Raw genomic sequence first — 22,483 nt, forward strand, 5'->3', positions numbered from 1 at the left:
GTCACCACCGGTCGCTGCCCTCGGCGTGCCGTTTCGACGCGCGGCCCCCCGGTCCCCGGTAGTTGGCCAACCCAAGGAAGGCGGACGAGGCATGGACGGCGTTCACGCGCTGCAGTCGACGGCGGGCTTCGGAGAACTGCTCAGGATCCGGCGCGAACGGGTCGGCCTGACCCAGCAGGTGCTCGCCGATCACGCGACCCTGAGCGTCCGGGCGATCCGGGACATGGAGAGCGGGCGGGTGCAGCGGCCACGGCAGGAGACGGTGCGGCTGCTGGCCGACGCGCTGCGGCTGGAAGGCCGCAGCCGGTCGGCCTTCGAGGCGGCCGCGCGCCGGCAGGCGCTCGCCGAGGAGCCGCGCGACGAGCTGACCGCGCCGCCGGTCGCCCGGGGTGCGATCGTCGGCCGGGAGCTGGAGGTCGAGGTGCTGGCCGACGCTCTCGCCGTGCACGGCGACCGGCTGGTCACGGTGGCCGGCCTGGGCGGGGCCGGCAAGACCCGGCTGGTCCTGGAGGTCGCGCGGCGGCTGCACCTCGCGTCCCGGTGGTCGGTGCGGTGGATCGACTGCGGCCGCCGGCCCGCCGCCGGAGCCGAACGCCGAACGGAGCTGGCCCGGGCGATCGGAGAGCGGCCCACCCTGCTGGTCCTGGACGGCGCCGAGGCCGGCGTGGACACGGCACTGCTCGACGACCTCTTCCAGCGCTGCCCCGGCCTGCGGGTGCTGATCACCGCCCGGGTCCCGCAGCCGCTGCCCGGTGGCCAGGTGATCCCGCTCGCCCCGCTGCCCACCCCCGGGCCGGAACTCGACCACGACCCGGTGGCACTGGCCGAGGTGGGCGCCGTCCGGCTGCTGCTCTCCCACCTGCGCCGACTGCGCCCCGGTTACCGGCTGGAGCCCGAGGAGGCGCCCGCCGTCGCCGCGCTCTGCCGCCAACTCGACGGTCTTCCAGGTGCGTTGGAGTTGGTGGCCGGCTGGTCCACGGTGCTGTCCCCGGGCCAGCTGGTGGCGCGGCTGGCGGACGGGCCGTTCCACCTGGCGCCGCCGGCGGGGTACGGCGGCAGGGCGGACGTGGGCGGGGCGCTGGGGGCGGCGCTGGACCGGCTGACGCTCGGTCAGCGTGCCCTGCTGGAGCGGCTCGCGGCCGAACCGGGGGACTGGTCGGGCGAGGACGCCGTCGCACTGAGCGGCCGGCCGCCGCAGGAGTGCCTGGCGGCGGTGCACGCCCTGCTGGCGAGCGGCCTGATCCGCAGTGTCCCGGCCCGCGACGGTGTCCGGTTCACCGTGCTGAACCTCTGCCGTCGCCTCTGCGCCGCCGGGGCCCACCAGGAACTGGCGACGGCGAGCTGAGCCCCGTGCGACGGCCCCGGCAGGGGCGGATACTGCCCGAATCCTGCCGGGTGAGCTGCCGGTCGGCTGCCCGGATCCTCCCTAGCGTTGTGTCAACGGCCGGGTGCGCCGTACACCCGGATACCCGGTGGTCCCGTAGCCCCGGACGCCCGGAGGCATCCCGGGACTCCCCACCACCTACCGACACAGAGGGTTCGCGCCGTGGAGCAGCATGCCGTGGAGCAGCACGGAAAGGCCCAGCGGGCCGGTCTGACCGTCGTCGTGACGACGATGGCCTCGGACTCGCACACCTGGAACCTGGTCTTCCTCCAACTGCTGCTGGAGGAGCTCGGCCACCGGGTCACCAATCTGGGCGCGTGCGTGCCGGACGGGTTGCTGGTAGCCGAGTGCCGCCGGACCGCCCCGGATCTGATCGTGCTGAGCAGCGTCAACGGGCACGGCTTCCAGGACGGACTGCGGGTGATCGCCGCGCTGCGCGCCTGCCCCGAGCTGGCCGGTACCCCGACCGTGATCGGGGGGAAGCTCGGGATCGCGGGTTCCGGCGATCCGGCCCGTCGGTGTGCGCTGCTGGCGGCAGGCTTCGACGGGGTCTTCGAGGAGGGCGTCTCGGTGCCCGAGTTCCGGTCCTTCGTCGGCTCCCTGCCCGCCACGTCGGGGGCGTTGCTGTGAGCGGCTCCGGGGCGCTGCGAGCCGGGTCCGGGGTGCGGTGTGAGAGGTCGGGCGTGCTGGGGGCCGGGTGCGGGGTGCGGGGCGCCGGGCCCGGGGCGATGCCCGTCGGGCGTGATGCGCTGCGTGCCGGATCGGGGGCGCCGCTGTGAGCGGCTCCCGCGGCGGCGCGGGCGACGGCCTCGCCGCGCGCCCGGACACCCCCGCCCTCCCGGCCTCCGGGTTCGGCGCCTTCGTCGCCCGGGCCCGGGCCGCCGGAGCACTGGTGGTACAGCCCAGGATGGGCATGGCCGATCCGCTGCGGATGCGCGACGGCCTCCGCGCCACCCGAAACGCGGACGCCGTCACCGTCGGCACCATCACGCTCGACAGCTACACCCGCACCGGCGACCTCGCGGCCGCCCGGCGTGCGCTCGCCGAGGGGGCCGGCCTGAACGGCTACCCGATCGCCACTCACTCCGCGGACACCACCCGCACCGTGCTGAGGAGCGTCGCGGACGGACGATTCCCGGTGCAGGTCCGGCACGGCTCGGCCGTGCCCGAGCACATCGTCCGTGCGCTGCTCGCCGTCGGTCTGGACGCCACCGAGGGCGGTCCGGTCTCGTACTGCCTGCCGTACAGCCGGACGCCGCTGCGCGAGGCGGTCGCCGGCTGGCGGCGCGGCTGCGAACTGCTGGCCTCAGCCGCGGAGTTCGGCGCAGAACCGCACCTGGAGACGTTCGGCGGCTGCCTGATGGGCCAGCTCTGCCCGCCGAGCCTGCTGATCGCGGTCAGCGTGCTGGAGGCACTGTTCTTCCGTCAGCACGGGCTGCGCGCTGTGTCGCTCAGCTACGCACAGCAGGCCGACCCGCGCCAGGACGAGGAGGCCCTGACCGTGCTCGGGCGGCTGGCCCGCGAACTGCTGCCGGACGTCGAGCACCATGTCGTCCTCTACGCCTACATGGGTGTCTTCCCGCGCACGCCCGGCGGCGCCACGCTGCTGCTGCAGGACGCGGCCCGGCTGGCGGTGCGGGCGGGTGCGGCCCGGCTGATAGTCAAGACCACCGCCGAGGCGCACCGGATCCCGACCGTGGGCGAGAACGTCCGGGCCCTGGAGACGGCCGCCGCCGCAGCCGCCGCCGAGCGCGCCCGCCCAGCGACGGGCGGTGTCCCCGGCACCCACGTCGGGGACACCGGAGTCGGGGACACCGGAATCGAGGCCGAGGCGCGGGCGCTGATCGGCGCGGTGCTCGAACTGGACGCCGACATCGGCCGGGCGCTGATCCGGGCCTTCGCGGCCGGCTATCTGGACGTCCCCTACTGCCTGCACCCCGACAACGCCGGCCGGGCCCGGAGTTCGCTCGCGCCCGACGGCCGGCTGCACTGGTCGAACGTCGGGTCCATGCCGATCGCCGGGCTGGCGGAGGGTGGCCCGCGTCCGCCGATCCTCGGCTCGGCCGGGCTCCTCTCGGCGCTCTCCCATGTCCAGCGGACCTACGACGCCCGCGCCGCCGCAGCGCCGGACGCCGCACGGCCGGACGCCGTCGCCGTCGCACGGGTGGATGCCGGCGCCTCCGTATGGGCGGACGTCGGCGCCGGCGCGGAGACGCGCATACCTCCCGGCACACTCCGCACGGCCGTACGTCCCCGCACACCCGTAACACCATCCCCGCCCGGGACGCCCGTACCTCCCTCTACGGCCCTACCGCCAGGCACACCTCGTACGCCCCGTACACCCCGAACACCGCTACCGTCCGGCACGCCGCTACCGCCCGGCACGCCCCGTACGCCGCCATCGCCCCGCGTACCCGTACCTCCCGCCGCCCCGCACGGCCGTACCACCCCGCACGACGTCCACGCCACGACGAGAGTTGGGACCCGCCACACCATGACCACCGACCGGCTCACGGCCGCCGCACCGATCCCCGACCCCGGCCGCCACCTGACCGCACCGACCACACGCAGCGCACTCCGGATCCAGCACCACCTCCTGCTCGCGGCACGCGGATTCCTGCGCGAGCAGGGTTTCACCGAGCTGCTCCCGCCGATCATCGGACCGGTCACCGATCCCGGCTCGCGCGGTTCCAAGCAGGTCGACGTCGACTTCTACGGCCACCGCTACAAGCTGATGACGAGCGCCATCCTCTACAAGCAGGCCTCCCTGCTGGCCTTCGACAAGATCTTCTGCATCGCCCCCAACGTCCGGCTGGAGCCGCTGGAGACCGCCGGCACCAGCCGGCACCTGGCCGAGTTCCACCAGCTCGACGTCGAGATGGCCGGTGCGACCAGGGACGACGCCGTCCGGCTGGTGGAGGAGCTGGTGGTGCACATGGTCGGCAGCGCGATCAGTGAGCTGCCCAAGGAGTTCGCCGAACTCGGACGGGACGTGGACGCCTTCACCGAGCTGCTGAAGGGCTCCTTCGCCCGGATCCGGCACGCCGAGGCGGTCGCCGAGCTGCGGGGCCTCGGCCACCCGCAGAGCCGCGACGCCGAACTCGACTGGGACGGGGAGGCGTTGCTCTCCGCGCAGCGGGACCGGCCGTTCTTCGTCACCGACTACCCGAAGGGCTCGCGCGGCTTCTACGACCGGGAGAGTCCGGAACAGCCGGGCCTGCTCTGCAACTTCGACCTGATCGCGGCCGAGGGCTACGGCGAGCTGTGCAGCGGGAGCCGGCGCACCAACGACTACGCGGAGATCGTCACCCGGATGCGGGAGACCGGCGAGAACCCGCAGAAGTACCGCTGGTACCTGGACCTGGTACGCGAGGGCGTGCCGGGCAGCGCCGGTTTCGGCATCGGGGTCGAGCGGCTGACCCGCTATGTCGCCGGGCTGGACGCGGTCTGGCAGGCCAGTGCCTTCCCCAAGGTGGCGGGGGTGGTGTCGCCGTGAGCGACCTCTCGGCGCCCGGCTTCCCCGAGGAGGAGGTCCGCCGGCGTGCCCGGGCCGGGGCGGCGGCGGCCTTCCCGCCGCCCGGCGAGTACGGCCGGGTCCTGTTCGGCGCGGAGCACCGGGGCGACCGGCATCCCGACGGCGAGCGGGATCCGCTCGACGCGCTGAGGATCGTCCCACCCGTCTTCATGCCGCAGCGGCTCGCCCGGCTGATCGACCTCGGACGCGAGCCGGACTACCGCGACGTCGAACTGGGCACCAGCATCGGCGGGTTCGCCTCCACCCTGCCGGTGTACGTGTCCGCACTCGGCTCCACCCGGGCAGCGGGCGGCGACCTCGGCCTCGCGCTCAGCAGGCAGGCGGGGGCACTCGGCCTCCCCATGGTGATCGGCGAGAACGTCGTCCCGGTCGGCGGTTACGGCCGGCTCGGCGAGCCCGCGGACCGCGCACTCCTCGGCCGCCTCCGCGCCTACGCGGGGGAACTCGCCGACGGACAGGGCGGGGTCGCCGTCCAGCAGTCCACCGAGGACGCCGACGCCGAGGTGTGGAACCTCGTCTACAGCGACCCGGCGGCACTGCCGCTGCTCGAGTCCGGTCGGCTGGCCTTCGAGCTGAAGCTCGGGCAGGGAGCCAAGCCGGGCCTCGGCGGGATGACCGTGCTGGACGCGGAGTCGGCCGCGCGGCTCGGCGACCGGTACGGGCTGGACGACGTCTTCGGCGACGGCCGGGTGCTGCGCTCCGGCACCCCCGGCACGTTCACGGCGGAGATCCTGCGCCAGCAGATCCGGCTGATGCGCAACAACTTCCCCCGGGCCCGGGTATGGGTGAAGCTGCACCCCGGCCGGGACGTCGCCGAGGCCGCCCGGGTGGCCGCCGAGGCGGGCGCGGACGCCGTCACGGTCGACGGTGCCGAGGGTGGCACCGGCTGGGCGCCGGACGCCTTCCCGGCCCGGGTCGGCCTGCCGCTGGCGGAGTGCCTGCGCCGGCTGGCGAAAGCGGGCCCCCCGCCGTGCCTGCTGGTGTCGGGACGGATCTGGGAGGGCGGCAGGGCGGTGAAGAGCCTGGCGCTCGGGGCCCGGGCGGTGGGTCTGGGCCGGGCGGCGCTGCTCGCCGCGGCCGAGGACCCGCGGGCCGGGCTGACGCGGTTCGCACAATGCCTCGCGCTCGAACTCCGCCTGCTGATCAGCGCGCTCGGGAAATACGCGCCGGGCGCGCTGGACCGGGACGACGTGTGGGCACCGGAATTCCCGGATTCGGCAGCAATTCCCGCAGTCGGCTGACCCGGGGCTGCTCCCGCGGCCGGCCGGCCGAGGCTTTTCCGCGGTCGGCTGACACGTGCTGTTCCCACGGCCGGCTGACACATGTTGTTCCCGCAGTCGGCTGACCCGGGGCTGCTCCCGCGGCCGGCCGAGGCTTTTCCCGAAGCCCGCTGTGGTGGCCGCTCAATGTCCCGGCCAGCCGTGCTTTTCGCGGCAACGGCTCACAAGTGAGAGGCAGTTCAAACTGCCGATGGTCTTCCGGACGTTCTGCCGATCGGACCGGGAATGCCGCCCTATCGTCGAGACCGCTCATGCCCGCAGCGTCGTTAATTCATCGGGGTTGGATGATGGAATCTCGCGGTTTCCCCTTCATATCCGTCGCGCGTCGCTTCCCGGACCGTCCGGCCCTGCGGCTCGGCGCCCGGACCGTCGCGTACCGGGAGCTGGACGAGTTGAGCGGTGCCCTCGCCGCCCGTATCGCCCCCGGGCGGACGGTGGCCGTCACCGGCCGGGACCGGCTCGACCACGTGGTCGGCCTGCTTGCCGCCCTCCGCGCGGGCGCCACCTACCTGCCGCTGGACCGGGAGGCGCCCGAGGAGCGAAACCGCTGGATCCGCGAGGACGCCGGGGCCACGCTCGCCCTGACCGACGGCGAACTCCTCGAACTCGTTGCGCCCGTCGGACCCGTCGGACCCGTCGCACCCGTCGGACGGGGCGGATTCGGCGAGCGCCGTGGACTCGGCGGGCTCACCGGGCTCGGCACGCCGGACGGCCTGGGTGGTCCCCCGAACGAGCCGGACCAGGGCCGGCACGGTCGCGGGACCACCGCCGGCTACCTCGTGTACACCTCCGGCACCACCGGGCGCCCCAAGGGCGTGCACGTTCCGCTCCCCGCGCTGAACGCCCACCTGGCCGCCGCCGTCGAGCGCTTCGGCCTCACCGAGGACGACGTGGTGCTGCACTTCGCCCGCCCGGCCGTGGACGTGGCCGTCGAGCAGGTGCTCACCGCCCTCTCGTCCGGTGCCTGCGTCGTGGTGCCCGAGCGGCAACTGCTCGCCCCGGTGGCCCTGCTGGAACTGCTGGACGCCGAGGGCGTCACCGTGGCCAATGTCGCGGCGGGCTACTTCGAGGAGGTGGTGGCCGCGCTGCGGGAGGGCGCCCGTGCGCCGCGCACCCTCCGCCTCATGATCTCCGGCAGCGACCGGCTCCACCCGGACGCCGCCGCCGGCTGGTGGGCCGCCACCGGCGTGCCGCTGCTCAACGCCTACGGGCCGACCGAGACGGTGGTCACCGCCACCGTCCACGAGCAGGCGGGCCCGGCGGCGGGGGAGGGCGACACGGTACCGATCGGCCGCCCGCTCGGCGATCGCCGCGCGTATGTGCTGGACGACAGGCTGCGGCCGGTGGAGCCAGGTGAGTCAGGCGAGCTGTACCTCGGTGGGTCCCTGCTGGCCACCGGCTACCACGGCCGCCCCGGTCTGACGGCCGGCCGGTTCGTCGCGGACCCCTTCGCGCCCGAGCCGGGCGCCCGGATGTACCGCACCGGCGACCTGGTTCGGCGATCCGGTACGGGTGACGTGCTGGAGTTCGTCGGCCGCGCCGACCACCAGGTGAAGATCCGCGGTTTCCGGGTCGAGCCGGGCGAGATCGAGCAGGTGCTGGCCGGGCACCCGGGAGTTGCCGGAGCGGTCGTGGTGGCGCACCAGGGCCGGCTCGCCGCCTATGTGACCGGTACCGCCCCCGACGCCGCCGAACTGCGCGCCCATCTGGCCGAGCGGCTCCCCGAGTACATGGTCCCGGCGACCGTCACCCCGCTGGCCGCCTTCCCGCTGACCGCCGGCGGCAAGGTGGACCGGGCGGCGCTGCCCGAGCCCCCGGCCCGGCCCGCCGCACCGGCGGCCCGCCGCCGACCGCCGCGCACGCCGGCCGAGCAGCTGATCGCAGCCGTCTGGGCGGACGTGCTCGGGGTGCCCGAGATCGGAGCCGACGACAACTTCTTCCACCTGGGTGGTGATTCGCTCACCGCCGTGCGCGTGGTCGGCCGGGTCTTCGACGCGTTCGGCATGGTTTCCCCGTACACCATCTTCGACGCGCCGACCCTCGCCGAGTTCGCCGCCGCGGTGTCCGCGGCCCCTGGCGCGGGCGAACGCCCCGCGCTGCAGCGCACCGGTGCCACCGAGGCGCCGCTCTCCGACTTCCAGCGGGGGCTCTGGGTCCTGGACCAGTGGAACCCGGGCGCGCCCACCTACAACGTGCCCTGGGTGTTCCGCTTCGCAGGTCCCGTCGACCCGGAGCTGCTGCGCCGGGCGCTGGCCGGTGTGGTCGACCGGCACGAAGTGCTGCGCACCACCTTCGAGCTGGGCGAGGAGGGGCCCCGGCAGGTGGTCCATCTTTCCCCTAGGCCCGGTGGGCCTGGGGAGGCCCCACCCCCTTCGGCCGGTGGGCCTGGGGAGGCCCCACCCCCTGCGGCCGGTGGGCCTGGGGAGGCCCCGGCCCCTGCGGCCGGTGGGCCTGGGGAGGCCCCGGCCCCTGCGGCCGGTGGGCCTGGGGAGGCCCCTCCCGGGGAGCTGCCGTTCACCGTCGTGGAGACCACCGAGGCCGCCCTGGACGACCTGATCGCCGAGGCGGCGCTGGTGCCCTTCGACCTGGAGACCGGCCCGCTGGTTCGCGCCCGTCTCTACCGCACCGGCGTGACGTCCACCCTGCTGCTGCTCTTCCACCACATCGTCTGGGACGAGGGATCGCTTCCCGTTCTCGAGGCCGAACTCGGCGCCCTGTACGAGTCCCTGGCCACCGGAAGGCCCGCAGGGCTGCCCGAACTCCCCGTCCAGTACGCCGACTACAGCAGTGCTCAGCACCGGGACGGCACCGCCGGGAGGCAACTGGACTACTGGCGCGAGCAACTGCGCGACGCGCCCGCCGGGCCCGCGCTCCCCACCGACCGGCCGCGTCCCGGACACCGGTCGTTCCGGGGTGCGTTCCACCGCTTCGCGATGCCCCGCCCGGTCGCCGAGGCCGTCCGCGCGCTGGCCCGCAGCGAGGACGCGACCCCGTTCATGGTGCTGCTGGCCGGGCTGGCGCTGACCCTGCATCGGCGCACCGGGCAGCGCGACCTGGTGCTGGGCGCCCCGGTGAGTGTCCGCGGCCGGGCCGAACTCGACGCGCTGATCGGCTACTTCGTCAACCTGTTGCCGCTGCGCGTCCGGCTCGGGGAGGGGATGGACTTCCGCGAGCTGATCCGGCATGTCCGTGAGGTGGCGATCGGCGGCTACCGCCACCAGGAGGCGCCGTTCGACTCCATCGTCGGCGCCGTCATGGCGGAGCGCCCCGACGACCGGACCGAGGACCGCAACCCGCTCTGCCAGGTGCTCCTGGAACTCCACCCGCTGGACACCGGCCCGCTGACCATCGGCGGCACCGAGGTCACCCGCGAGCTCCACTCCAACCCGGTCTCCCGCTTCGACCTCTCGATCTCCGTCGACGACCGGGGCACCGACTTCACCGGCCGCTTCGAGTACGACTCCGACCTGTTCGACCCGGCCACCATGGCCGGCCTGTGCGACGCCTGGCTGGGCACGCTCGCCGCCGCCGTGGAAGCGCCGGTGCACAGACTGTTCGAGGACCGGGCCGCCGGGGACCCGCATGCGCTCGCCCTGATCCACGGCGAGGACCGCATCGACTACGGAACCCTCAACGAGCGGGCCAACCGACTCGCCCACCACCTCGGGGGCCGGGGCATCGGCCGCGGCGACACCGTCGCCGTCCTGACCGAGCGCGGACCGGAACTGGTGGTCGCCCTGCTCGCCGCGCTGAAGGCCGGTGCCGCCTACACCCTGCTCGATCCGGACTTCCCGGCCGAGCGGCTGGCCCGCGCGGCCGCCGACTGCGGTGCCGCCCTGCTGGTCACCCACGGCAACGCGAGCCCGCCGTTCCCGGTCGCCCGCCACCTCGACCTGGACGCCGCCGCAGCAGCCGTCGCGGCCCGCCCCGCCCACGACCCGGGCCTGCCGGTCACCGGCGCCGACCTCGCCTGCGTGATGTTCACCTCCGGCTCCACCGGCCGGCCCAAGGGCGTCGCCGTCCCGCACCGCGCCCTCACCACCACCTACCTCGGCCAGGACTACGCCCGCTTCGGACCCGACGAGGTCTGGCTCCAGTGCTCCCCGGTGTCCTGGGACGCCTTCGCCCTGGAGCTGTACGGCGCCCTGGCCTTCGGCGGGGTGTGCGTGCTCCAGCCCGGCCAGCGGCCCGACCCGCAGACCGTCGCCGAACTCACCCGCCGCCACGGCGTCACCCAACTCCAGCTCTCCGCCAGTCTGTTCAACTTCCTGCTGGAGGAGCTCCCGGAGACCTACGACGACCTCCGGGTGGCCTTCACCGCCGGCGAGCGGGCCTCCGTCACCCATGTCGGCAAGGCCCTGGAGCAGCACCCGGACCTGGTCGTGGCCAACGGCTACGGCCCGGTCGAGAGCCTCGGCCTCACCACCTGCCACCGTGTCACCCGTCAGGACGCCGCCGGAGCCTCCATCCCGATCGGCCACCCGCTGCACGGCAAGGCGATCCACGTCCTCGACGAGGCTCTGCGTCCCGTCCCGGACGGCGCCACCGGCGAGCTGTACGCGTCCGGCGGCGGCCTCGCCCTCGGTTACGTCGGGAGGCCCGGCCTGACCGCCGAGCGGTTCGTCGCCTCCCCGTTCGGAGCGCCCGGCGAGCGGCTCTACCGCACCGGCGACCTCGGCCACCGGACCGCGGAGGGACTGCTGGAGATCACCGGCCGGACCGACGACCAGGTGAAGATCCGCGGTTTCCGGGTCGAGCCCGGGGAGATCGAGGACGCGCTCACCCGCCACCCGTCGGTGCGGGAGGCCGCCGTCACCGTCCACGAGCCGGCCCCGGGCGACCGCCGGCTCGCCGCGTACGTCACCACCGCGGCCGGAACTCCGGTCGCCGACCCGGAAACGCTGCTCGACCATCTGTCCGCTCTGCTGCCCGAGCACATGGTGCCCGCCACGCTCGACGTGCTGGACGCGCTGCCGCTCAACCCCAACGGCAAGGTCGACCGGCGGGCCCTGCCCGCCCCGGCCGAGCGCTCCGCGGCGGCCCCGGCCGACCCGTTGACCCCGGAGCAGCGGCTCGTCGCCGACGCCGTCCGCGCCGTACTGGGCCTGGCCGAGGACCTCGGCCCGGACGCCGACTTCTTCCGCGTCGGCGGCAACTCGCTGGCCGCCGTACGGGTCGCCATGCGGCTCTCCCAGCAGACTGGCACCCGGGTCCCGCCGCAGGCGGTCTTCCGCGGCCGGACGGTCGGCGCCATCGCCGAACGGATGGCCGCGTGATGACCCGCCGGCAGGACAGCCGGCCCGCCAGCCCACCCGCCCGAACGAAGGGAACGAGGCCGTGAGCCCGTCCGCCGACCTGCCCGCCGCGCCGCCGACCCCCGGGCCGCCGTTCGCCGATGAACCTGCCGGGCCGCCGTCCGCCGCGCCGCCGACCCCCGTGCCGCCGACTTCCGCGCCGCCGTTCGCCGATGAACGTGCCGCTCCGCCGACCCCCGATCTGGCCGTATCGCCGGTCGAACCGGCCACCGGTCTGGCCGTACCGCCGGTCGAACCACCCGCCGGTCTGGCCCGTACCGCGCCCGTCTCGGGCCTCCAGCGGGGCCTGTGGTTCCTGGACCGCTGGAACCCGCAGGCCGCCACGTACACCACGCCCTGGACGTACGACGTCACCGGTCCCCTCGACCTGGCGCTGCTCCAGCGGGCGCTGGACGGCGTGGTCGACCGGCACGAGGCGTTGCGCACCACCTTCGCCCTGCACCCCGACGGACCGCGCCAGCGGGTCCACCGCACCCTCGCCGTGCCTCTCGCCGTCACCGACCTCCGCACGCTGCCCGAACCCGAACGGGGCGACCGCGCGGAGCGGCTGATCGCCGAACGGGCCGCCGCGCCGTTCGACCTGACCGCGGGCCCGCTGCTGCGCGCCGAGGCGTTCCGGCTCGCCGACGACCGCACCACGCTCCTGTTCGTGGTCCACCACATCGTCTGGGACGGCTGGTCGGCCGAGCTCTTCGAACGCGAGATCACCGAGTTCTGCAGCGCGCTCGGCGAACAGCGGGCCCCCCGGCTGCCGGTGCTCACCACCCAGTACGCGGACTGGGCGGAGGAAGAGCGGCGCACCTCCTACGAGGAGCACCTCGCCCACTGGAAACAGCTTCTCGACGGCGCCCCCACCCTGCTGGAGGTGCCCGGCGACCGGCCGCGTCCCGCCGAGCGCAGCCACCGCGGCGCGACCGAGGCGTTCGGCCTCGCCCCCGGCACCGCGGCCCGGGTCCGGGCGCTCGCCGAACAGGAGGGCGTCACCCCGTTCACCGTCCAGCTCGCCGCGTTCGCCCTGCTGATGGGGCGCCGGACCGGCGCCGACGACCTGCTCGTCGGCACCCCGGTCACCACCCGCAACCGCCCCGAACTCGGCGATCTGCTGGGCTACTTCGTCAACCTGCTGCCACTGCGCGTCCGGCTCGACCCCCGCGCCACCTTCCGCGGGCTGCTCGCCGGCCTCCAGGACGGCGCCTTCGACGCGTTCGGCCACCTCGACGTCCCCTTCGACCAGCTGGTCGACCTGCTCGGCACCCCCCGTACCCCGCAGCACCCGCCGCTGGTCCAGGTGGTGTTCGGTGCCCACGACGAGGACCGCGCACCGCTGAGGCTCGGTGCCGCCACCGCCGAGCGCACCGTCCGCTCCAACGGCACCAGCAAGTTCGACCTCACCTGGTCCGTCTTCGGCGGCACCGACGGCGGTGAACTGCGCGGCGAGGTCGAGTACAGCACCGACCTCTTCGACGCCGGCACCGTGCGCCGGCTCGCCGCCGACTATGCGAAGCTGCTCGACGCAGCCCTCGCCGACCCGGACGCCACCGTGCTCCGGCTCACTTCCGGCGGGCGGCCGCACCGCCCCGCCCGGCTCGAACCGGGCCACTGCCTGCACCGGCTCTTCGAGCGGGCGGTCGACGCGTACGGCGACCGGCCCGCCGTGAGCGACCCGGAGGGCACCCTCAGCTACGCCGAACTCGACCGCCGCGCCAACCGGTTGGCCCATGCCCTGCTCGCCCGGGGGGTGCGCCCGGGCGACCGGGTCGGCCTGCTGCTGGAGCGCACCGCCGCCGTGCCGGTCGCGATCCTGGCCGTGCTGAAGACCGGCGCGGCCTATGTGCCGGTCGACCTCGCCGCCCCGGCCGGCCGGGCCGCCCTGGTCCTCGGTGACACCGCCGTCACCCTGCTCCTCACCGACCGGCCCGACCGCGCCCCGGACGGCCCCTGGCAGACCCTCGACGTCGCCGCCCGGGCCGAGGAGATCGCCGCTCACCCGGCCACCCGGCCTCCGGCCACCGGCCGCCCCGGCGACCTCGCCTACCTCATCTTCACCTCCGGCTCCACCGGCCGCCCCAAGGGCGCCGCCGTCGCCCACGAGCACGTCAGCCGCCTCCTCGACTCCGGCCGGGACCACTTCGGCTTCGGCCCGGAGACGGTCTGGACGCTGTTCCACAGCTACGCCTTCGACTGGACGGTCTGGGAACTCTGGGGCGCGCTGCTGCACGGCGGCCGCCTGGTCGTCGTCCCCTACCTCACCAGCCGCTCACCCGACGAGTTCGCCGCCCTGATCGACGGGGAACGGGTCACCCATCTCTGCCTCACGCCCTCGGCGCTGCGCCAGCTCGAACCGGCGCTGCGCCGGCACCCGCGGGCCCTGCCCGCACTGCGGTGGATCATGCTCGGTGGCGAGGCGCTCGACCCGGGCGTCGTCCAGCGCTGGTACGGCCTCGACCCGAGGCCGCCCGCCCGGCTCTGCAACCTCTACGGCATCACCGAGACCACCGTCCACGTCACCGTCCACGACGTCACCGTCCACGACATGGCCGAGGGCGGCGCGGGCATCGGGCGCAGTCCGGTCGGCGAACCCATGCCGCACCTCACCGCGCTCGTCCTGGACGGATGGCTCCGCCCCTGCCCGCCCGGCGTCCCCGGCGAGCTGTACATCGGCGGCGGCAGCCTCGCGCACGGCTACTGGGGCCGCCCCGGCCTCACCGCCGGCCGCTTCGTCGCCGACCCCTACGGACCGCCCGGCGCCCGGCTCTACCGGACCGGCGACATCGCCACACGGCTGCCCGACGGCGGTCTCGAGTACGTCGGCCGGGCGGACTTCCAGGTGAAGCTGCGCGGATTCCGGATCGAGCTCGGCGAGATCGAGAACGCCGTCGCCGCCCACCCCGAGGTGGACGCCTGCGTGGTCACCGTGCACCAGGACCGGCTCGCCGCGTACCTCACCGGGCGCTCACCCGCCGAGCCCCGGGACCTGCGGGCCTTCCTCGCACGCACACTGCCCGAGTACATGATCCCGGCGAGCTTCACCGTGCTGGACGCGCTGCCGCTCACCGTCAACGGCAAGGTCGACCGGGCCGCGCTGCCCGCCCCCGACCGGGCCGCGCCCACCCCCGACGGGGGGCACGTCGAGCCGCGCACGCCGGAGGAGGAGCTGTTCGCCGGCGTCTGGACGGAGGTGCTCGGCGTCGGCGGGATCGGCGTCCACGACGACTTCTTCCATCTCGGCGGGGACTCCATCCGCGCCGTCCAGCTCGCGGGCGCCCTGCACGAACGGGGCTGGCAGGTCACCCTGCGGGACGTCTTCAACGCCCCCACCGTCGCCGCCCTGCTGCCGCTGGCCCGCCCGGTGGCCGCCGACCCCGCCGCGGACCGGCCGTTCGCCCTGATCACCGACGAGGACCGGGCCGACCTGCCGCCCGGGATCGTCGACGCGTACCCGATGGTCTCGATGCAGCTCTCCATGGTCTTCCACATGGAGGTCGCCGGCGGCACCGACAGCTACCACAACGTCAACTCCTACCGCATCACCGGTGACCTGGACGAGACCGCCTTCCGCCGCTCGGTCGCCGAGGCGATGGCCCGGCACGCCGTCCTGCGCACCGGCCTCGACCTCTCCGGCTACGGCGAACCGCTCCAGCTGGTACACGGCACGCTGCCCGTGCCGGTCGAGTTCGCGGACCTGCGCGGGGCGCCGGAGGAGGAGCAGGACCAGGAGGTACGCCGCGTCTTCGAGCACCATCGGGACCGGCCCTTCGACCTCGCCGCACCACCGCTCTTCCGGATCACCGTCCAGCGGCTGGCCGACGGCGCCTTCCAGCTCACCGTCTCCGAGCACCACGCCGTCCTCGACGGCTGGAGCTTCACCTCGCTGCTCACCGAGATCCTCGAACGGCACACCGCGCTGGCCGCCGACCCGGAATCCGCGCCCACCCCGCCGCCGCGCACCGCCTTCCGGGACTTCGTCGCGGTGGAACGCGCGGCCGCCGCCGACCCCGACTCCCTGGCCTACTGGCACCGGCGGCTCGACGGCGTCACCGGCCGGCTCTGGCCCGGCAGCGAGGACGTCCACGAGCTGCCGCGCACGGTGGAGCGGGTGCTGCACGACGCCCCCGGGCAGCTGCGCGCGGCCGCCGACGCGCTCGCCGTCCCGGTCAAGTCGGTCGCGCTCGCCGCCCACCTGCACGCCCTCGCCCGCATCACCGGGCGCCGCCGGGTCGTCACCGGGCTGGCGATGAACGGCAGGCTGGAACGGCTCGGCGGCACCGAGGTGTACGGGCTGTTCCTCAACACGGTCCCGCTGGCCGCCGAGCCGGACGGGGATCTGGCCGCCCTGGTGCGGCACGTGCACCGGGAGGAGCTGGACATGATGCCGCACCGCCGGGTGCCGTTCGCCCGGCTGGCCCGGATGATGGCCGGCACCGCGCTCGACAGCCAGTTCGGCTACCTGCGGTTCCATGCGCTGGGCCGGCTCAGCGCGGCCCGGATCGAGGACGGCCGGATCGGCTGCGAGCCGACCCTGCGGCACGAGCCCAACAGCTTCGCCTTCGGCGCCTCGCTGATCCAGGACCCGGTCTCGCAGCGCGTGCTGCTCGCCGTGGACCACCAGCGCGCGGTGGTGGACGACGCCACGGCGGAGGAGTACGTCGACGCCTACGCGACGGCGCTGGCGCGCATGGCCACCGGTATCTGACCCGCCGCGGAGCGCGCTGCCGGACACCTGCCAAGGGCCGCGTACGGCGGTATCCGCCCGCCCACCCGGCGCTCCGTCCGGCACGCGCCACGGGTGGCCGCTCGTCCGGGGCTCCGTCCCGGCACGCGCCAAGGGTCCGCCCGGGCGGCGCGGCCGTGACGCCGTCGCCCCGCCGTCGCCTGCCGTCGCCTGCCGTCGTCCGCCGACGCCCGTACCGCCGCCCCGAGGCGGCAGCTTCCGCCGTGATGCGTCGCGACCCGTCGTGACCCGTCGTGACCCGTGTCATCCGACCTCACCGACCGCACCGACCGCACCGACCGCACCGAACTCACCGACCGCACCGACCCCATCGACCGCACTGACCCCATCGACCTCCGAGGAGCGTCCTCCCATGACCGCCTTCGCCGATGCGTCCCCCGCCACCCCACCCGTCCGCACCCCGCCCGCCACCGCCGCCTTCGTCACCCCGCCCCCCGCCACCGACCTGCTGTCCCGCCTGCGCGCCGCCGTCGCCGCCCACCCCGGGCGGCCCGCCGTGCACGCCGTCGACGGCAGCCTCGACTTCGCGGAGCTGGACCGCCGCACCGCCGCCCTGGCCCGTGCCCTGCGGGCGCACGGCGTCCGGCGCGGCGACCGGGTCGGCGTCCACCTCGCCCGCACCACCGACCTGCCGGTCGCGCTGCTCGCCGTCTGGCGGGCCGGCGCCGCGTACGTCCCGCTCGACCCGGCCTATCCGGCCGAGCGGATCGCCTTCACGGCGGCCGACGCCCGCGTCGCCGTCGTGGTCAGTGCCGACACCGCACCGCCCGTCCCGGCCGGTGTCCCGGTGCTCCGCCCGGACGCCGCCGCACCGGTGGAAGCCGCCGCTCCGGCCGACCCGGAAACCGACGGCGACGCGGCCGGATTCACCCCCCACGCGCTCGACTCCGCCTATGTCATCCACACCTCCGGCTCCACCGGGCGCCCCAAGGGCGTGGAGGTCCCGCACGGTGCCCTCGCCGGCCTCGCCGCCGCGCTGGAACGCAGCGGCGCCTACCGCCCCGAGCCGGGCGTCGTCGCCTGGAACGCCAGCGTCTCCTTCGACGCCTCCGTCCAGCAGTGGATCCGGATCTGCCGCGGCGACACCCTGGTGGTGATCGACGAAGCCCGGCGAGCCGAGCCGGCCCGTCTCGTGGAACTGCTCGCCGGACACGGCGTCACCGACCTCGACCTGACCCCCTCGCACTGGCAGTTGCTCCGCGAGCCGCTGGCCCAAGCCCCCGTCCCGCGCCTGTTCATGGGCGGCGAGCCAGTGCCCGCCCGCACCTGGCGCGAACTGGCGGGCGCGGGCATCGACGCGCTCAATCTGTACGGGCCCACCGAGTGCACCGTCGACGCGATCACCACCCCGATCACCGGCCCCGGCCCGCACCTGGGCGAGGCGCTGCCCGGCGTCCGTGCCTATCTGCTGGACGACCGCCTTTCCCCCGTGACGGCCGCCGGCGCGGTCGGCGAGCTGTACCTGGCCGGGGGCGGCCTGGCGCACGGCTACCCGGGCCACCCGGGCCTGACCGCGGGCCGGTTCGTCGCCGACCCGTTCGCACCCGAGCCGGGCGCCCGGATGTACCGCACCGGCGACCAGGCCCGCCGCTCGGCCGAGGGCCTGCTGGAGTACGTCGGCCGGGTGGACCGTCAGATCAAGCTCCGCGGCTTCCGGATCGAACCGGGCGAGGTCGAGCACGCGCTGGGGGCCCTGGCCGGGGTCACCGCCGCCGCGGTCACCGTGCACGAGCCCGCGCCCGGGGACCGTCGGCTGGCCGGCTACGTCACCGGCGCGGGTGTCCGTTCCGCGGACCTGCTGGCCGAGCTGCGCCGTACCCTGCCGGGCCATCTGGTGCCGTCCACCGTGACCGTGCTGGACGCCCTGCCGCTCACTCCGAACGGAAAGGTCGACCACCGCGCCCTGCCCGCCCCGACGGCGGACGCCGCAGCTCCGGACGCGGCCGGCCGGCCCGGCGCGCCCGCCGGGTTGCCCGAGCAGGTCGCCGAGGTCTGGCGCACCGTGCTCGGTGTGCCCAGCGTCGAACCGGACGACGACTTCCTCTCCCTCGGCGGCCACTCGCTCGCCGCCCTGCGCGTGGTCCACCTGCTGCGCCGCAGGCTCAACGTCGAACTCCAGCTCCGCCACCTGCTGGACGCCGCCGACCTGGCGGGCTTCACCGAGGCCGTCCGCCGCGCCGCCCAGGCCGGTCCGGCCGAGGCCCGCCCCGCGCTCACCGCCCGCCGGGCGGCCGTCCGGTGACCGCCGCGACCACGGGGACCGCCGCCACTACTGCGACCGCCGCGACCACGGTGACCGGTGCGACCGCGGTGACTGGTACGAGTGCGAGCACTGCGACCGCCGCGAGCACTGCGACTGGTGCGACCACGGCGACCGCCGCACACGGCGCACCCGCCGCGCGGACCGCCCGCCCCCGGGCCGAGGGCGACTGGCTGCTCGTCCCCGCGCCCCAACCCCACCGCCCCTTACGCTTGTTCTGCTTCCCGCACGCCGGCGGCGACGCCACCGCCTACACACGGCTGGCCCGTGCCCTGGCACCCGTCGCCGAGGTCTGGGCGCTGCGCCCGCCGGCCCGGGGCGGCCGCAGCCGCCATCCGATGCCGCCGGACTTCGAAGCCCTGGTGGCCGCCGTCACCGAGGCCATCACCCCGCACCTGACCGGCGGCGACGGCGGCCGGTTCGGCTTCTACGGGCAGAGCCTGGGCGCCCTGCTCGCCTACGAGGTCGCCCGCGCCCTGCCCGCCGAACGCCGCCCCGAGCTGGTGGTCGTGGCCGGCGCACCCAGCCCCGCCGAGTGGACCGGGCGCGGGACCAGGGACCTGGACGCGCCGGAGCTGCTCAGACTCACCGGCCTGGACGAGCTGGTCGGGGCCGATCCGGACCTGGCCGAACTCGCCCTGGGCGCCATCCGCACCGATCTCGCCGTCAGCGCCACCTACCGCCACCGCGCGCACGCGCCGATCGGTTCCGCGCTGTACGCACTGGCGGGGGCCGACGACCCCACGCTCGCCACCACCGCCCTCACCGGATGGGCCGCCCACACCAGCGGCGCCTTCGGCCACGGCGTCGTCCCGGGCGGGCATCTGCTCGCCACCGTCGACCGGACCGGTCCGGTCGGCCTGCTGGTCTCTCTTCTGACCGGCCGCCGTCCATGGGCCCCTTCCCGCACCGCCCCCAGGGAGCAGCCATGCTGACCGCCGCCACGAGCACGAACGCCACCGCCTCGACCGCCGCCACGAGCACGAACGCCTCGACTGCCGGCGCCGCCACGTCCGCCACGACCACGAACGCCGCCACCACCGCCCCGACGACCCCGACGACCCCGGCCACCCCGACCGCCGTGACGGGCGCCACCGCCCCTGTCTCCACCTCCACCACCTCCGCCTCCACCACCTCCGCCTCCACCACCTCCGCCTCCACCACCTCCGCCTCCACCACCACCTCCGCCTCCACCACCTCCGCCTCCACCACCTCCGCCTCCACCACCACCTCCGCCTCCACCACCTCCGCCTCCACCACCTTCGCCGCCGCCGTCGATCTCACCGACCCGGGCCTGTGGGCCCGGCCCGGCACCCCGGCCCTGGTCGCCGAACTGCGCCGCGAGGCACCCGTACACCGCACCGACACCGTCGACGACGGCCCGGTCTGGTCGGTGCTCACCTACCGGGAGTCGGCGGACGTGCTGCGCAACGCCGCCGCGTTCAGCTCGGAGTCCGGATCGCTGCTCGGCTCGGGGGAGGGCAAGGTGCCGGTCGGCTCGGGCCGGATGATGGCCCTCACCGACCCGCCCCGCCACCGCGAGCTACGGGCCCCCGCCAACCCCTTCTTCTCCAAGGGCGGGGTACGCGGCGCCGCCCGCTCGATCGCCGAGCGGGCCGGCGAGCTCTTCGACCGGGCCGTCGAGCAGGGCGAGGTGGACCTCGTCGACGTCGTCTCCGCGCTGCCGCTCGCGGTCATGTGCGATCTGCTGGACGTTCCCGAGACGGACCGCGACATGGTGGTCCGGGTCTGCGACACCGCGTTCCTCGGCCGCACGCCGGAGGAGCGCCGCGCCGGGCACCAGCAGCTCATCCCCTACCTGCTGCACCAGGTGATGCTGCGCCGCACCGACCCGCGCGACGACCTGATCTCCATGATGGCCACCTACCGGGTCGGCGGCCGGCTGCTGCCGGTCGAGGACGTGGTGCTCAACCTGGACAACATCGTGGTGGGCGGGGTCCAGACCGTCCGCCACACCGCCGCCATGGGGCTGCACACCCTGGTCCAGCGGCCCGACCTGTGGCGCATGCTGCAGCGGGGCGAGGTGTCACTGGACTCGGCCGTGGACGAGCTGCTGCGCTGGACGTCGGTGGGGCTGCACACGCTGCGCACCGCGACCAGGGACATCGAGCTCGGCGGGCAGCGGATCCGGCGCGGTGACCGGGTGGCGGTCTGGGTGTGGTCCGCCAACCGCGACCCGGAGGCCTTCGACCGGCCCGAGGAGATCCGGCTCGACCGCTCGCCCAACAAGCATCTCGCCCTGGGACTCGGCGCCCACTACTGCATCGGCGCGCCGCTGGCCAAGGCCGAGCTGAGCGCGCTGTACTCGGCCGCGCTGGAGAAGACGTCCCTGATCGAGCCGGCCGGGCCGGTCCGCCACAACAGGTCGATCATCAACTTCGGCCTCGACCACTTCCCGGTCCGCCTGATCCCCCGGTAGCCCGGCGGTTCCCGCCGCGGGCCGTCGCGCGCCTGCAGCGGACCGGCCCGCGGCAGGGCGTTCTCGCGGTCCGCCCCGCCCGCCCGGCCGGCGGCAGGGGCCGTCAGCAGCCGAGCCGCCGCGCGGCGGCCCGGGCCGCGGCAGCCCCGTAACTGCCCCTCAGCTGCCGGGGCTTGTGCCGCTCGGGCCCGTCCGGCGCCCCTACCTTCGAACCACCTTCGAATCACCTTCGCAGAGCAATCACCTTCGCCAGAGCACCTCTCACCCTACGGAGACCACCATGAGCAACCCGTTCGAGGACGACAACGCCGCCTATCTGGTCCTGGTCAACGACGAGAACCAGCACTCGCTCTGGCCGGTCTGGATCGACGTGCCGGCCGGCTGGACCACCGTCCACGGCGAGGCCCCCCGCCAGGAGTGCCTCGACTGGATCGAGGCCAACTGGACCGACATCCGCCCGGCGAGCCTGCTCGCCGCCCTCGACCCGCGGTGAGTGCCGCCATGCCCACCTGGGAACTGAACCCGGGCCGACCGGCCCTCACCCGTGTGCCGGTCACCGCCGACCTCGCCGAGGCCTGCGAGTGGCTGCGGCAGCACGAGGCCGAGCTGACCGCCGCCCTGCACGAGCACGGCACGATCTTCCTGCGCGGGTTGCCGGTGGCGCGGAGCGCGGACGTCGCCGCCGTCCGCGACGTACTGATCCCCGAGCCCACCCCGTACCGGGAGAAGGCCACCCCCCGCAGCGACTACGGCAACGGCGTCTTCTCGTCCACCGACCTGCCGCCCGCCCAGTCGATCCGGATGCACAACGAGAACAGCTACACCCTGACCTTCCCCGGCCGGCTGCTCTTCGCCTGCCTGACCGCCCCCGAGGAGGGCGGCGCCACCCCGACCGCCGACGTCCGCGAGGTCCTCGCCCGGCTCCCCGGCCACCTGGTGGAGCGGGGCCGGTCCTCCGGCTGGATCCTCACACGCAGCTACTCGGACTACGTCTCGCTCGGCTGGCGCACCGCCTTCGGCACCGAGGAACGAGCCGACGTCGAGCGGTACTGCCGTCGCAACGGCATCGCCTGGCAGTGGCAGCCGGACGGCAACCTGCGCACCAGCCAGCTGCGTTCGGCCACCGTGCACCACCCGGTCACCGGCGAGGAGGTCTGGTTCAACCACCTGGCCTTCTGGAACGAGTGGTCGCTCGACCCGGACATCCGGGAGGCCATGGTCGACGAGTTCGGCCCGGACGGCCTGCCGTTCAACACCGGCTTCGGCGACGGCGAGCCGCTGTCCCGGGAGGACGTGGACGCCCTCAACGCGGCCTACGACGCCGCCACCGTCCGCGAGACCTGGCAGGCGGGCGACGTGATGCTCGTCGACAACCTGCTGTGCGCGCACGGCCGCGACCCGTTCCGCGGCGACCGCAGGATCGCCGTCGCGATGGGCCGCCCCGTGGACCTCCTGGACTGCCGGCCCACGGTGCACCCCACCGCCGCAGTCCCCGCCTGAGGCAGTCCGAACCCCATCCGCGCCGTGACGTGAGCAG

11 protein-coding genes are annotated in these 22,483 nt (G+C 75.0%); all 11 read left to right on the forward strand.

The annotated features are described in order from the left end of the window. Positions 1 to 91 precede the first annotated feature (91 nt). The 11 genes from DDW44_RS27520 (at position 92) to DDW44_RS33030 (ending at position 22,446) form a co-directional block, all read left to right on the forward strand. Positions 92 to 1,345, forward strand: a complete 1,254-nt coding sequence (locus DDW44_RS27520) for a helix-turn-helix domain-containing protein (protein ID WP_108908147.1) — start codon at positions 92 to 94, stop codon at positions 1,343 to 1,345. Positions 1,346 to 1,546: 201 nt separating this feature from the next. After that, the gene (locus tag DDW44_RS27525) at positions 1,547 to 2,014 is read left to right on the forward strand and encodes a cobalamin B12-binding domain-containing protein (RefSeq protein WP_279634819.1); all 468 of its coding nucleotides are present in this window, start codon (positions 1,547 to 1,549) and stop codon (positions 2,012 to 2,014) included. 145 nt (positions 2,015 to 2,159) lie between these two features. Continuing rightward, positions 2,160 to 4,880 (forward strand): amino acid--tRNA ligase-related protein, encoded by a 2,721-nt coding sequence (locus DDW44_RS27530; protein ID WP_108908149.1) that lies wholly within the window; start codon positions 2,160 to 2,162, stop codon positions 4,878 to 4,880. Further along, entirely contained in the window at positions 4,877 to 6,160 is a 1,284-nt protein-coding gene (locus tag DDW44_RS27535) for a glutamate synthase-related protein (RefSeq protein WP_108908150.1), read from the forward strand. Before DDW44_RS27530 ends, DDW44_RS27535 begins: the two co-directional genes overlap by 4 nt. A gap of 323 nt (positions 6,161 to 6,483) precedes the next feature. Then, positions 6,484 to 11,475 (forward strand): non-ribosomal peptide synthetase, encoded by a 4,992-nt coding sequence (locus tag DDW44_RS27540; RefSeq protein ID WP_244224126.1) that lies wholly within the window; start codon positions 6,484 to 6,486, stop codon positions 11,473 to 11,475. A gap of 61 nt (positions 11,476 to 11,536) precedes the next feature. Beyond that, positions 11,537 to 16,207: a non-ribosomal peptide synthetase gene (locus DDW44_RS27545; RefSeq protein WP_108908152.1), complete on the forward strand. Its 4,671-nt coding sequence runs from the start codon at positions 11,537 to 11,539 to the stop codon at positions 16,205 to 16,207. 391 nt (positions 16,208 to 16,598) lie between these two features. After that, positions 16,599 to 18,488, forward strand: a complete 1,890-nt coding sequence (locus DDW44_RS27550) for a non-ribosomal peptide synthetase (RefSeq protein ID WP_108908153.1) — start codon at positions 16,599 to 16,601, stop codon at positions 18,486 to 18,488. Continuing rightward, positions 18,485 to 19,441, forward strand: coding sequence for a thioesterase II family protein (locus DDW44_RS27555; protein WP_244224127.1), 957 nt, complete (start codon positions 18,485 to 18,487; stop codon positions 19,439 to 19,441). Before DDW44_RS27550 ends, DDW44_RS27555 begins: the two co-directional genes overlap by 4 nt. Continuing rightward, complete coding sequence (locus tag DDW44_RS33270; RefSeq protein ID WP_108908154.1) at positions 19,435 to 20,946, forward strand: cytochrome P450; 1,512 nt, start codon at positions 19,435 to 19,437, stop codon at positions 20,944 to 20,946. Before DDW44_RS27555 ends, DDW44_RS33270 begins: the two co-directional genes overlap by 7 nt. Before the next feature lie 280 nt (positions 20,947 to 21,226). Further along, a complete protein-coding gene (locus DDW44_RS27565; RefSeq protein ID WP_027733649.1) occupies positions 21,227 to 21,439 on the forward strand; it encodes an MbtH family protein in 213 nt (70 codons plus the stop codon). 8 nt (positions 21,440 to 21,447) lie between these two features. After that, the gene (locus DDW44_RS33030; RefSeq protein ID WP_108908155.1) at positions 21,448 to 22,446 is read left to right on the forward strand and encodes a TauD/TfdA family dioxygenase; all 999 of its coding nucleotides are present in this window, start codon (positions 21,448 to 21,450) and stop codon (positions 22,444 to 22,446) included. Positions 22,447 to 22,483 lie beyond the last annotated feature (37 nt).

Origin of the sequence: Streptomyces tirandamycinicus (assembly GCF_003097515.1) — a bacterium.
Classification (GTDB): Bacteria; Actinomycetota; Actinomycetes; order Streptomycetales; family Streptomycetaceae; genus Streptomyces; species Streptomyces tirandamycinicus.

Excerpts from the sequence above, each read along its gene's own strand:
- DDW44_RS33270 (WP_108908154.1), top strand. The coding sequence starts at position 19,435 with ATGCTGACCGCCGCCACGAGCACGAACGCCACCGCCTCGACCGCCGCC.
- DDW44_RS33030 (WP_108908155.1), top strand. The coding sequence starts at position 21,448 with ATGCCCACCTGGGAACTGAACCCGGGCCGACCGGCCCTCACCCGTGTG.
- DDW44_RS27540 (WP_244224126.1), top strand. The coding sequence starts at position 6,484 with ATGATGGAATCTCGCGGTTTCCCCTTCATATCCGTCGCGCGTCGCTTC.
- DDW44_RS27520 (WP_108908147.1), top strand. The coding sequence starts at position 92 with ATGGACGGCGTTCACGCGCTGCAGTCGACGGCGGGCTTCGGAGAACTG.
- DDW44_RS27550 (WP_108908153.1), top strand. The coding sequence starts at position 16,599 with ATGACCGCCTTCGCCGATGCGTCCCCCGCCACCCCACCCGTCCGCACC.
- DDW44_RS27565 (WP_027733649.1), top strand. The coding sequence starts at position 21,227 with ATGAGCAACCCGTTCGAGGACGACAACGCCGCCTATCTGGTCCTGGTC.